Genomic DNA, 12804 nt, shown 5'->3' on the forward strand with positions numbered 1-12804 from the left:
CGCCGTGGCGCAGCCGCGCTACTTCGTCGCGGCGGCCAGGGCGTCGACGAGCTGGTCGAGGCCCCACGGCAGCGAGAGCGCGGTGGGCGGCGACACGGCCGCGATGTACTGCGTGCCCACGAGCTGCGCCACGTTCCCGGCCTGCACAGCGGGGATGACCGAGGTCTGCGGCGCCGTGAGGAACGCGTCGGCCTCGGCCTGCGTGTCGGAGTAGCTCAGCACCACGTCGGCCTTCAGCTGGTCGAGCTGCTCGTAGCTGAGGGTGTAGAAGAAGGTCGAGTCGCCGTTCGCCAGCTCGTCGACGGCCGGGGCGCTCTCGAAGCCGAGGTCGAGCATGAACTCGACGCGCGGGTCCTCCTTCTTGTAGACGTAGAAGGTGCCGGCGACGTCCCAGACGGCGGCGATGGTCTTGCCCTCGAACTCCGGATGCGCGGCGGCGGCCGCGGCGAGCTGGTCGTCGATGCCCTGCAGAACCTCGGTGGCCTGCTCGTCCTTGCCGAGCGCCTTGCCGACCGTCGTGACGACGTCGCGCCACGGGGTGCTCCACGCCTGGTCGGGGTAGGCGACCGTGGGGGCGATCTGGCTGAGGGTCTCGTACTGCTCCTCGGTGATGCCCGAGTAGACGGCGAGGATGACGTCGGGGTCGGCCGCGGCGATCGCCTCGTAGGGCGGTTCGTCGTCGGTGGTCTCGGGCAGGATCTCGGGCAGCTCGGCGCCGGCCGTCTCGACGGCCTCCTTCACCCAGGGCAGAACTCCGTCGTCGTCACCCGCGTAGGAGTCGAAGGGGATGGCGACCGGGATGGTGCCGAGCGCGATCGCGGCGTCGGTGCTGCCCCAGCCCAGGGTGACCACGTTCTGCGGGTCGGCGGGCACGGTGGTCTCGCCGAAGGCGTGCCCGATGGTGACGTCGCCGCCGGCCGCGGCGGAGTCGGAGGCGGGGGCGTCGCCCGAGGCGCCGGTCGAGCATCCGGCCAGCACCAGGGCGGCGGCGAGGGCGGATGCGGTGAGGGCTGCGAGCTTCAGTCGGCGGGGCACGGGTGTCTCCAGTCGGGGTCTTCAGGATACTGTGGAGTAAGGCTTGGCTTACCTAACAACCATAGGCCATCGACCCGGCCCACGGAACAGCTCAGCCGGCTCCGCCGTGGAACCGGCCCTTCGGCACGACCATCGGCGACCCGCTCACCGGATCAGTGACGACCAGCGACTCGAGGCCGAACGCCGTGCGCACGGTCTCGGGCGTGATCACCTCGGCGGGCGCCCCCTCGGCGACGATGCGCCCGGCCGACATCACGATCAGGTGGTCGGCGTACCGGGCCGCGAGGTTGAGGTCGTGCAGCACCATCACGACCGTGATGCCCTGCACCCGGTTGCGCTCGTGCAGCAGGTCGAGCACTTCGATCTGGTGCGTGACGTCGAGGAAGGTCGTGGGCTCGTCGAGCAGCAGCACGTCGGTCTGCTGGGCGAGGGCCATGGCGATCCAGACGCGCTGGCGCTGGCCGCCCGAGAGTTCCTCGACGCGGCGCTCGGCGATGGCGAGCGTGTCGGTGGCGCGAAGGGCGTCGTCGACGGCGCGGTCGTCGTCGGCCGTCCACTGCCGGAACAGGCCCTGCCGCGGGAAGCGGCCGCGACCGACGAGGTCGGCGACCGTGATGCCCTCGGGGGCCACCGGCTGCTGCGGCAGCAGACCAAGCTGGGTCGCGAGGCGGCGGCTGGGGTAGCGGTGCACCTCGGTGCCGTCGAGGGTCACGGTTCCGCTCTCGGGGCGGAGGAGCCGGGCGAACGATCGCAGCAGGGTCGACTTGCCGCAGGCGTTCGGGCCGACGACGACGGTGACGCGCCCGTCGGGGATGACGACGTCGAGGCCCTCGACCACCCGCCGGCCGTCGTAGGCGAGCGTGAGGCCGTCGGCCCGCAGCTCGTGCGGCTCGGGTGCCGGATGCGCGGCCGCGCGACCCCGCCCGGTGGCGTCTTCGGCGGGCTCGGGTGACGGATGCGCGGCGGCGCGGTCGGGGCCGGGGACGTCGTGGCCGGCACCGGTGACGTCGGCGGCGCGGTCGGGGGGCAGGGAGGTCATGCGGCTCCTCTGGTGCGGTTGCCCCGCGCGAGCAGGGTGAGCAGGATGGGCGCGCCGACGAGGCCGGTCACGATGCCGACGGGCACCTGCAGCCCGGCGACGGCGTGCTGGGCGAGCACGTCGGCTCCGCTGACGACGACCGCGCCGACGAGGGCGCTGGCGACGAGGGCGGGGCCGAGTCCGCCGACGAGGCGCCGCGCGATCGGCGCCGAGACGAACGCCACGAAGGCCACGGGGCCCGCGGCCGCCGTCGCCACCGCCGCGAACGCCACCGCGACGAGCAGCAGCAGGAGGCGCACCGGGGTCACGCGCACCCCGAGGGCGGTGGCGGCCTCGTCGCCCAGCTGGAGCATCCGGAGCCGCGGAGCGAGCACGACGAGGGCCACCGCCAGCACGAGGGCCGCGACACCGGTGACCACGAGCTCGGCCACCTGCACCGTGCCGATGCTCCCGACCAGCCAGAGCAGGGCGCCCTGGGCGTCGCGCACGTCGGCGCGGGTGAGGAGGTAGCCGATCAGGGCCTGGGCGAGGAAGGCGAGGGCGATGCCGATCAGCACGAAGCGCGAACCGGCGGAGCCACCCGATCCGACGGCGCCCGAGCGGCCGACGCGGCCGGCCAGCAGCAGGATGAGCGCCGCGGCGAGCACCGCCCCGGCGAACGCGGCGCCCGAGACGGCGAGGCCGCTCGCGCCGAGCAGCAGCACCGCGGTGACCGCGGCCGCGCTCGCACCCTGCGAGATGCCGATGATGTCGGGGCTCGCCAGCGGATTGCCGAGCAGGCTCTGGAACACCGAGCCGGCCAGCCCGAAGCAGGCCCCGACGAGCAGCGACAGGGCGAGCCGCGGCGCCCGCAGGCCGAGGACGACGAAGCGGTCGCCTCCCGATCCCTGCCCCACGGCTGCGGCGAGCACGTCCTGCGGCGCCACCACGCGGTCGCCGAGCATCAGCGCCAGCACCGCGATCACACCGAGCAGCAGGGCGAGCAGGCCGCACACCACGACGAGACGGTGGAGCCCTGCGGCCCGCACCCGGCGCAGCGCGCCTCCGCCGCTCACCGCGTCACCGCCCGGTCGCGGCGCACCAGTGCGATCAGCACGGGCGCTCCGATCAGGGCCACCACAATGCCGGCCTCGAGCTCCGCGGGCTGCGCGATCAGGCGCCCGACGGTGTCGGCGAGCACGAGCAGCATGGCACCGAGCGGCACCGAGTACAGCAGGATCCAGCGGTAGTCGGTGCCGATCATCCGTCTCGCCAGGTGCGGCACGACCAGCCCGACGAAGACCAGCGGACCCGCGAGCGAGGTCGCCGAGCCGCAGAGCAGGATGATCGCGACCCCCGCCACGACGCGGGTCAGCCCGACCCGCTGCCCGAGCCCGCGCGCCACGTCGTCACCGAGCGCCAGGCCGTTCAGCCCGCGGCCGAGCACCAGCGCGAGCACTGCGCCGAGCACGAGGAACGGCACCAGCGGCAGCACCGTCGAGGCGTCGCGGCCGACCAGCGAGCCGACCGACCAGAAGCGGTACTGGCCGAGGGTGTCGAGGTCGCGGAGCAGCACGAGCGTGATCAGCGAGGTCAGCACCGCGGTCACCGCGGCTCCGGCGAGCGTGAGGCTGAGCGGCGTCGGCCCGGTGCGCCCCGAGGCCACGACGTAGACGACGATCGCCGCGAGCGCCGCACCCGCGAAGGCGAACCAGATGTAGCCGATGGGGCTCGTGACGCCGAAGACGGAGATCGCGACCACGACGGCCAGCGACGCCCCCGAGTTCACGCCGAGCAGCCCGGGGTCGGCCAGCGGGTTGCGGGTCAGCCCCTGCATCAGCGCCCCGGCGAGCCCTAGCGCGGCGCCCGCGACGAGCCCGACCACCGTACGCGGCACGCGCAGGTCGAGCACGACCATCTGCTCGGTCGAGGCACCGCCCGAAGCGCCGCCACCGCCGGTACCGCCGCCACCCGCACCCGTCAACGCCGCGACGACCGTGCCGAAGTCGATCGCCCGCGACCCGAGCAGCAGGCTCAGCGCCACTGCGACGACGACCCCCAGCAGCAGCCCGGCGAGCCCGAGCACACGGGCCGGCCGGCCCCGCCGGCCCTGCCGGGCGAGACGAGCGGATGCTGCCGCCGGAGCGGCCCGCGTCATGACCCCTCGGCCTTGCCGCGTCTCCAGTAGCCCATGAAGGCGACCTTGCGGCGGTCGACGCCGACCTCGCTCACGAGCAGCCGCCGGAGCGCCTTGATCGCGGCCGACTCCCCGGCCAGCCAAGCGTAGAACCGCCCGTGCACGTCGACGGGCGAGTCCCAGAGCATGTCGACGTCCACGTCGATGTCGGCGAGCTCCTGGGCGCCCTCGGCGAGAGCCGGGGCGATCGCCTCGCGATGGGTGTCGAGCCAGCCGCGCACCGCATCCTGCAGCACGCCGCCCTCGTCGCGGGCGAGCCAGGTCACCGAGCCCTCGGCCGCGGTCTGCACCGGCTGCGCGTCGTCGGAACAGGGCACCTCGATGAAGGCGTGCGCCCGGGTGCCGGCCGGCAGCGACTCGAGGATCGCGCAGATGGCCGGAGCCGCCGTCTCGTCGCCGGCGAGCAGGTAGTCGATGGCTTCGCCTGGCCGCCAGTCGAGGCCGAGGGCGTAGTCGCGGCTGCGGTCGTCGGGCCCGACGATGATCAGCTCGTCGCCCCGGCGGGCACCCGCGAGCCAAGCGGCGGCGGGGCCGTCGGCGGTTCCGGTGGCTGCGCCGTCGAGGGGCGGATGCGCGACCGGCGCGACCCCGTCCGCCGACGCCGTTGCGTGCCGGCCGGCGGCATCCGGTGCCGTGTGCACGACGAAGTCGACGTCGAGCTCCCGCTCGGCCGAGCGGATGGCGCGCACCGTGTAGGTGCGGATGGGGTTCTGCGCCTCGGCCGGCAGCGTGCGCCAGCGCTCGTACCAGGTGCCGTCGGAGAGCACGGCGGGATCGTCCCAGCCGCAGTCGCCGATGCTGCCGTCGGCGTGCGGGAGCACGAGCTTGATGCGCTGGTCGAGCCCCGCGGTGCCGAAGTCGCCGAAGTCCGGGCCGGTGAAGGTCACCCGGCGGAAGCACGGGCTGAGCTCGACGACGCGCACGACCTCGGCCCGGAACGGGCGGTACGAGGGGCGCCCGTCGCGATCCGACTCGGTGCGCGGTACATAGGTAAGCATTACCTAATTATGCACGCACGTCCCCGAGGGCGCGACGGTAGACCGCGGTGTGCGCCCGGGTGATGCCGTCGTGCTCCGCGTCGCGCCGGGCCCGGCGGGCCGCGACGACGGCGGCGCGCTCGGGCGAGCCCGGAGCGGTCGCGAGCTCGAGCGCCCGGGCGAGCAGCGCCTCCGGAACCTCGCCCTCGACGCCCCGGACGACCCCGTCGGTCAGCTGCTCGGCGATGAAGCCGTGGCCGTCGTCGACGACCGCGGCGCCGAGATCCCAGCAGAGTTCGGCCCAGCCCGAGTGGGTGCCGTGCGAGTAGGGCATCACGGCGACGTCGAGCCCGGCGATCCAGCGTTCGAGCTCGACGTCGCTCTGCCGCGGGCCGCGCTCGAGGGTGAGGCCGCGGTCGCGGGTGCGGCCGCCGTCGCGGGTGGAGTTGCGCTCGAGGGTGGAGCCGCCCTCGTCCTGCACGAAACGCTCGAGCTCGGCGGCCGTCGCCTCGTCGCGCACCCGCTCGTCGAGCCGCAGCACGGCGTCGACCGGTCGCCCCGCTGCGGCGAGCGCCCGGGCGCCGGCCGCCAGCGAGCGTGCCACCGCGAGCGCGTCGATGTTCGGCCTGAGGTCGCGGAGGTGCGCGCCGAGGCGCGGGCGCGCATCCGGAACCTGCGTCACCGACGGGTAGTGCTCGGCGATGCGGGGGTGCGGAACGACCGTCGCCGGGTGGCCCCAGCGCTCGGCGACGACGGCGGCGGCCCCCGGGGTGAGCGTGATGAGCTCGTCGGCGGCGGCGATCACGGCGTCGAGCCGCACGAGGTGCTCGGTCTGGTCGACGAGCTGCGGGTTCTCGAGGTCGTGCACGGTGAAGATGATCGGATGCCCGGCGGCACGAACGAGCCCGAGTGCCTCGACCAGCTGGGCGGTGGGCACCGACTCGAGGCCGAAGTGCACGTGCAGCAGGTCGAAACCGTCGAGGTTCTGGCGCAGATAGGCCGGGTCGAACAGGGCGGGCGGCCACCACTGACCGGGCGGGCGGCCGAGCTCGGGGTCGGGCAACAGGCGGGCGAGCCCGGGGCCCGGGGCGACGGCCCGCACGTACGGATGCCCTGCCGGGACGCTGGCCACGCGGATCGGGTTCGGGCGCGCACTCATGTCGGTTCGAGGCTAGGCCGAAGCGGGGGGTTCCGCTCGTGCGGGTCTCCCGCTTTCGGACGAGACTGGGGAGAGTGACCCCGACCCTCGACGACGCGCGCCGTCGGCACTACAGCGCGTTCTACTCCCGGCCCGCGGTCGGTGCCGGCGAAACGGTGCTGCTCGCCCTCGGCAACTGCCAGGCCGAGTCGCTGCGCCTCGTGGTGCCGTCCTCGGCCGCGACGACGGTGCGCATCCCGCCGGTGCACGAGCTCACCGCCGACGACCTGCCCTTCCTCGGGGCCTGGCTCGAGCGAGCGGATGCGGTGGTCGCCCAGCCGATCCGCGACGGCTACCGCGGGCTGCCGCTCGGCACGCGCGAGCTGCTCGCGCAGACCCGGCCGGGCACGCGGCACGCGGTGCTCCCGGTCATCCGCTTCGCCGGGCTGTACCCGCGGCACCTCATCATCCGCCCGCCGGAGGACCCGTCGGCGACCCCGCCGCTAGTGGCCTACCACGACGCCGCCGTGCTGGCCGAGGCGGCCGGGCTGCGGCTGCCCGCTCTGACCGTCGACGCGGTGCGCGCCGTCGCCGCCGAGTCGATCGCCGCGCTCCGCTCGCGGGAGGAGCGGCACGGGACGGTGGTCGCCTCCGATCTGTTCGCCGCGCCGTCGTTCGCGCTGATGCGCACGATCAACCACCCGGGCAACCCCGTCTGGGCGGCGCTCGGCGAGCGCGTGCTCTCGCACCTCGGGCTGCCGGGGCCCGCGGCCGACCCGGGCGGGCCGCTGCTCGACTCCGTGCACGCGCCGCGCGAGGCTGTGGTGATCGAGGCCTTCGACCTGCCCTCCGAGCCGACGGTGGACTGGATCGTCGACGGGCGGTCGCTGTCGGCGGAGGACGTGCGCTCGGCTCACCTGGCCTGGTACGCCGAGCACCCGGGAGCCGTGACCGCCGGGCTCGCCCGGCACGACTCCACGCTGGGCCTGCTCGGGCTCGCCTCGTGACCGCGCCTCTCCCGCGCCTCCACATCGGAAGCGACCCGCGCCACGGGGTGACACGGTACGCGCAGCAGCTGGCCGACGCGCTCGGGGCCTCGGAGAGTGGCATCGGCGCCGCCCCCGCCGCGCATCCGCATCGCCGGCATCTGCATTTCACCGACCGGTTGTTCGGCGCGGACCCCGGAGCCGCCGCGACCGCCGTGGAGCAGCTCGCCTCGGGCGGCACGGTCTCGGTGACGCTGCACGACGTGCCGCAGCCCTCCGACGGCGACGAGGGGCTGCGGCTGCGCTCGGACGCGTACCGCCGCGTGATCGACGCCGCTGCGGGGGTCGTGGTGAACAGCGAGCACGAGCTGCGGCTGCTGCGGCGGCACACCTCGCGGGCGGCGCGGGCGGCGGTCATCCCGTTGCCGGTGGATCCGCATCCGGCCGGGGAGCCCGTGCGGGGCGCCGAACTGACGGTGGGCGTGCTGGGGTTCGTGTATCCGGGCAAGGGGCATGACCGGGTCATCCGGGCGGTCGCGGCGCTGGCGGGGTCGGCGGGCGTGGAGGTGCTGGGACGGGCATCCGCCGGTCACGAGCGCGATCTCGCGGCGCTCGAGTCGCTCGCCGCGTCGCTCGGCGTGGGATTCGTCGTGACGGGCTACCTATCCGACGACGAACTGCTCGCCCGCAGCCGGCAGACGACGGTGCCCGTCATCGCGCACGAGCATGTCTCGGCGTCGGGGTCGCTCGCGTCGTGGCTGAGCGCGGGGCGGCGGCCGGTCGTCGTCTCGAGCCCGTACATGCAGGAGATGGCAGAGCTGCACGGCGGATCGCTCACGCTGACGACCGCCGACGAGCTGCCGGCGGCGATCGCGGCGGCGCTCGACGACCCTTCGAGCACGTGGCTCGACGACGACGCCCGCGGGCGGCTGGGGCCCGACACGGGGAGGGTCGCGGCGCTGTACCGGGAGTTCTGGCGGGGGGTCGCGTGGTGAGCGGCGAGGTCGAGGTGCGGGTGCCGGGGAACGACTGGACGGTGCTCGACAGGGTGCGGCCCGAGCATCCGCCATTCGTGTCGGTGGTCGTCGTGCACTACGAGCAGCCGGGCGATCTCGCGCGCACGCTCGGGGCGCTCGCGCGGCAGACCCACCCGCAGGATCTGCTCGAGGTGATCGTGGTCGACGACGGCTCGGCCACGGCGCCCGAGGTGCCGCCGGGGGTGCGGTTGATCCGGCTGCCGGATCGCGGTTTCCGGGCCGCCACCGCGCGCAATCGGGGCGCCGCCGTCGCCCGGGGGTCGGTGCTGTGCTTCCTCGACGCCGACACCGCGCCCGAGCCCGGGTACGTCACCGAGCTGACGCGGCTGCCCGCGGTGCGGGACGACGCGGTGACGGTCGGGCGGCGGAGGCACGCGGCGTTCTCGCCGGCCGACTACGCCACTCCCGTCGAGCTCGCCGGCCCCCGCGCCGAGCTGCCCGAGCCCGCGTGGCTGCGCGACGCCTACGCCCGTTCGCACGACCTCCGCGACGCCGACCACCGCTCCTACCGCTATGTCATCTCCTCGGTGCTGGCCTGCTCCCGCGCCTTCTTCGCCGCGACCGGCGGCTTCGACGAGAGCTTCGACGAGTACGGCGGCGAGGACTGGGAGTGGGCCCACCGCGCCTTCACCCGCGGCGCCGTGCTCGCCCACGTGCCCACCGCGGTGGCCTGGCACAACGGCCCCGACGTCAGCGGCCGCAGCGACGACCCCGACGAGCTCCGCCGCCGGATGAACCGCGAGACCCTCCTCCTCCTCAACCGCATCGGTGTGCCCGGCTCGGTCGGCCGCGGTCTCCGCAGCGCTGCCGCCGACATCGTCGTCACCCTCCCGCCGGGCACCCCCGCGGCGACCGCCGTCTGCGCCGACCTCCTCCTCGAGGCCCTCCCCACCGCCCGCATCGTGGTCGACGACGCCCTGGCCGCCCTCTTCCCGGGCGACGACCGCGTGCTGGGGCGAAGCTCCGCCATCACCAGCAGAGCGGATGCCCGCGTCACCGTCACGACCGACACCCTCTTCACCGTCCCCCGCGCCGATCGCGCGGCTTTCTGCGCCGCCCTGGCGCGGGCGACCGACGACGTCGGCACCGGCGACCTCGGATGGGTGGAGCTCTGCGGCCCCGCCCCCGACCTCACCGGCCCTGCCCTCACCGTCACCGGCTCCGCGGTCACCCTCACCGTCGCGGCCGAACGCGCCGAGCACCGCTGCGAGCGCCGCCCCGACGCGCACGAGTTCACGACCGAGCGCCGCCGGGCGGCCCTCCGCGCCCTTCCGGCCGAACCCGAGCTCGCGGCGCACCTCGGCGGCTGGGCCGACTGATCCGACCGTTCCGTCGAGTTTCCACACCGTGCGTCAGGTCGACTCGACTGTCCACAACTTGTGTCAGGTGGGCGCGGGGCCTGGGCCGCCTTCGGGATACTGAGGGCATGCACCAGCCTTCTGCCCCGCGCCGATCGTTCGCCGAGACCGTCACGGCGGCGCCCGCCGTCTCCGAGGCGCAGGCCGCCGAGATCGCGGCGGAGGTGTTCGGGCTGGCGCGCGAGGGCCTCGAGGTGACGTCGCTCGGCAGCCAGACCGACGCGAACTTCCGCCTGCGTCCAGCGCCGAGTGCCGCGCCGCTGCTGCTCAAGGTGGCGAACCCGTCGACGTCGCTCGCCGAGCTCGAGGCGCAGTCGGCGGCGGCGGATGCGGTGCGAGCGTCCCCGGGCGACGTCGCCACCCCGCGCACCCACCCGGCACTCACCGGCGAACGGGTCGGCACCGCCGTCGTCGACGGCGCCGGTCTGCCCGTGCGCCTGCTCGACTTCCTCGAGGGGTCGACGCTGTCGGGCCCCGGCTACCTCGCGCCGTCGGTCGTGGCCCGGCTGGGAACGCTCGCCGCCCGCTCGGTGCAGGCGCTGGCGGCGTTCGCGCATCCGGGAACCGACCGCGACCTCGAGTGGGACCTGCGGAACGCCCGCCACCTCGTCGACGACCTGCTGCCCTTCGCCGACGCCGCCACCGCTCGGTCGCTGCGGGCGTCGATGGACGCCGTCTGGCCGGTCGTCGAGAGGCTCGACCCCGGGCTGCGGCGGCAGGTGATCCATGGTGACATCACCGACGACAACGTGGTGGCGCAGCGCGACGAGGCGGGACGCCTGCAGCCGTTCGGCATCATCGACTTCGGCGACGTGATGCACTCGTGGCGCATCGCCGAGCTTGCGGTGACGTGCTCGTCGGTGCTGCACCACTCCGACGCGACGGTGCTGTCGGTGCTGCCGGCGGTGACGGCGTTCCACGCGCTGGTGCCGCTCGAGGCCGCCGAGGTCGATGCGCTCTGGCCGCTCGTCGTCGCCCGGGCGGCCACCCTCGTGGCGAGCGCGCACCACGCGGCCGCGATCGACCCGGGCAACGAGTACACGGCGGCGAACGCGGCGCACGAGCACCGCATCCTCGAGGTGGCGACGTCGGTACCGGCGCCGGTCTTCACGGCGGCCCTCCGCGCTGCGCTCGGCCTCCCGGCGCCGGCGCTGTCGGTGCCCGCTGCCGCGTCGCCCCTCCTCCCGGGCCTCGTGGGCCGCCCGCTCGCGACTCTCGACCTCTCCACGACGTCCCCGGCACTCGCCCGCGGCCGCTTCCTCGACCCCGACGCCGAGCGCACCCTGGCCGTCGAGGCCCTGGCGGGCGGAGCGTTGTCCCGTGGCGTGCTTGGCGGCGGGGTGCTGACCGGAGGGGTGGCCGCCGCGGTGCTCCGTTTCGGCGAGCGCCGCCTCACCCGCACCCGGCTCGACGACCCCCACGCGCCCACGGCGGCCCTCGGCGTCGAGCTCCACCTCGCCGAGCCCCAGCCCGTGCACGCCCCCTGGCCCGGCGACGTCACGGTCGACGGCGAGCGGATGCTCCTCCGCACCCCGACCGCCACCCTCGAGCTCACCGGCCTCACCCCAGCCGCACCGACCGCGGTGACCGCGGGTGAGCTGCTCGGCACCGCCACCACGCACCTCACGATCCGCGTCCTCCACCCCGCCGCCGACCCCGTCATCACTCCGTCGTTCGCCACCCCCGAGCTGGCCGAGGCGTGGGGCACCCTCGTCGGCAACCCGACCTCGCTGCTCCCCGACGCACCGCCTCGCGCATCCGCCACCCCGCACGGGGGCGAGGGGCTGCTAGCCCGGCGGGAGCAGTCGCTCGCCGAGGTGCAGGAGCACTACTACGCCCACCCGCCGCAGATCGAGCGCGGCTGGCGGCACCACCTCGTCGACACCGAGGCGCGCGCCTATCTCGACATGGTGAACAACGTGGCGTCCGTGGGGCACGCGCACCCGCGCATCGCCGACGCGGTCAGCGCGCAGCTCGAGCTGCTCAACACGAACTCGCGGTTCAACTACGCGAGCATCGTCGAGTTCTCCGAGCGGCTGGCGGGGCTGCTGCCCGACCCGCTCGACACCGTCTTCCTCGTGAACAGCGGCAGCGAGGCCGTCGATCTGGCGCTGCGCATCGCCTGGGCGCGGGCCGGTCATCAGCACACGGTCGCGCTGCGCGAGGCCTACCACGGGTGGACGTTCGCGTCCGACGCCGTCTCGACCTCCGTCGCCGACAACCCGGGGGCGCTCGAGTCGCGGCCGCCGTGGATCCACGCCCTCGACACCCCCAACTCCTACCGTGGCCGCCACCGCGGCGCCGACGCGGCCCGCTACGCACCCGAGGCCGTCGCCCTCATCGAGGAGCTCGCGAGCGACGGCCACGCCCCGGCCGCCTTCATCGCCGAGCCCTTCTACGGCAACGCGGGCGGCCTGCCCCTGCCCGACGGCTACCTCCGGGCCGTCTACCCCGCGGTCCGCGCCGCCGGCGGCCTCTGCGTCGCCGACGAGGTGCAGGTCGGCTACGGCCGGCTCGGCGAGCACTTCTGGGGCTTCGAGCAGCAGGGCGTGGTGCCCGACATCGTCACCGTGGCCAAGGCGGCCGGGAACGGGCATCCGCTCGGTGCCGTCATCACCACGCGAGCCATCGCCGACGCCTACCGCTCGCAGGGGTACTTCTTCTCGTCGGCGGGCGGCAGCCCGGTGAGCTCGGTGGTGGGGCTGGCGGTGCTCGAGATCATCCGCGACGAGGGGCTGCAGGAGAACGCGCGGGCCGTGGGCGCCCACCTCAAGGCGCGCCTGCAGGCCCTCGGCGAGCGGCACGCGCTGATCGGCGGGGTGCACGGCCTCGGCCTCTACCTCGGCGTCGAGTTCGTGCGCGACCGCGTGACGCTCGAGCCGGCGCCGCTCGAGACCGCGGCGGTGTGCGAGCGGATGCTCACCCGCGGCATCATCGTGCAGCCCACCTCCGACCGGCAGAACGTGCTGAAGATCAAGCCGCCGCTGACGCTGACCGTGGCCGACGCCGACCGCTTCGCGGACGAGCTCGACCACGTGCTGACGACGGGGTGGTGAGG

General features: G+C 74.8%; 10 protein-coding genes. 4 read left to right on the top strand and 6 right to left on the bottom strand.

Features of this window, described 5'->3' with window-relative positions:
* Nucleotides 1-18: 18 nt before the first annotated feature.
* The 6 genes from HQQ85_RS07540 to HQQ85_RS07565 form a co-directional block, all read right to left on the bottom strand.
* Nucleotides 19-1035 (bottom strand): iron-siderophore ABC transporter substrate-binding protein, encoded by a 1017-nt coding sequence (locus tag HQQ85_RS07540; RefSeq protein WP_173181927.1) that lies wholly within the window; start codon nucleotides 1033-1035, stop codon nucleotides 19-21.
* A 91-nt stretch (nucleotides 1036-1126) separates the two neighbouring features.
* Nucleotides 1127-2074: an ABC transporter ATP-binding protein gene (locus HQQ85_RS07545; RefSeq protein ID WP_173181928.1), complete on the bottom strand. Its 948-nt coding sequence runs from the start codon at nucleotides 2072-2074 to the stop codon at nucleotides 1127-1129.
* On the bottom strand, nucleotides 2071-3129 hold the full coding sequence (locus HQQ85_RS07550; protein ID WP_173181929.1) for an iron chelate uptake ABC transporter family permease subunit: 1059 nt from the start codon (nucleotides 3127-3129) through the stop codon (nucleotides 2071-2073). The genes HQQ85_RS07545 and HQQ85_RS07550 overlap by 4 nt, the downstream gene beginning before the upstream one ends.
* The gene (locus HQQ85_RS07555; protein ID WP_173181930.1) at nucleotides 3126-4211 is read right to left on the bottom strand and encodes an iron ABC transporter permease; all 1086 of its coding nucleotides are present in this window, start codon (nucleotides 4209-4211) and stop codon (nucleotides 3126-3128) included. Before HQQ85_RS07555 ends, HQQ85_RS07550 begins: the two co-directional genes overlap by 4 nt.
* Nucleotides 4208-5248 (bottom strand): siderophore-interacting protein, encoded by a 1041-nt coding sequence (locus tag HQQ85_RS07560; protein ID WP_173181931.1) that lies wholly within the window; start codon nucleotides 5246-5248, stop codon nucleotides 4208-4210. The genes HQQ85_RS07555 and HQQ85_RS07560 overlap by 4 nt, the downstream gene beginning before the upstream one ends.
* Before the next feature lie 7 nt (nucleotides 5249-5255).
* The gene (locus tag HQQ85_RS07565; RefSeq protein WP_173181932.1) at nucleotides 5256-6386 is read right to left on the bottom strand and encodes a hypothetical protein; all 1131 of its coding nucleotides are present in this window, start codon (nucleotides 6384-6386) and stop codon (nucleotides 5256-5258) included.
* Nucleotides 6387-6460: 74 nt separating this feature from the next.
* Here HQQ85_RS07565 and HQQ85_RS07570 point away from each other — a divergent pair, with 74 nt between their 5' ends.
* From HQQ85_RS07570 to HQQ85_RS07585, 4 genes are all read left to right on the top strand, one after another.
* Nucleotides 6461-7372: a WcbI family polysaccharide biosynthesis putative acetyltransferase gene (locus HQQ85_RS07570; protein WP_173181933.1), complete on the top strand. Its 912-nt coding sequence runs from the start codon at nucleotides 6461-6463 to the stop codon at nucleotides 7370-7372.
* Nucleotides 7373-7419: 47 nt separating this feature from the next.
* On the top strand, nucleotides 7420-8346 hold the full coding sequence (locus HQQ85_RS07575; RefSeq protein WP_173181934.1) for a hypothetical protein: 927 nt from the start codon (nucleotides 7420-7422) through the stop codon (nucleotides 8344-8346).
* Nucleotides 8343-9707 (top strand): glycosyltransferase family 2 protein, encoded by a 1365-nt coding sequence (locus HQQ85_RS21455; protein WP_371741809.1) that lies wholly within the window; start codon nucleotides 8343-8345, stop codon nucleotides 9705-9707. The genes HQQ85_RS07575 and HQQ85_RS21455 overlap by 4 nt, the downstream gene beginning before the upstream one ends.
* 107 nt (nucleotides 9708-9814) lie before the next feature.
* Entirely contained in the window at nucleotides 9815-12802 is a 2988-nt protein-coding gene (locus tag HQQ85_RS07585) for an aminotransferase (protein WP_173181936.1), read from the top strand.
* Nucleotides 12803-12804: the final 2 nt, after the last annotated feature.

Source organism: Herbiconiux sp. VKM Ac-2851 (assembly GCF_013205105.1).
In the GTDB taxonomy this organism is placed as follows: domain Bacteria; phylum Actinomycetota; class Actinomycetes; order Actinomycetales; family Microbacteriaceae; genus Herbiconiux; species Herbiconiux flava.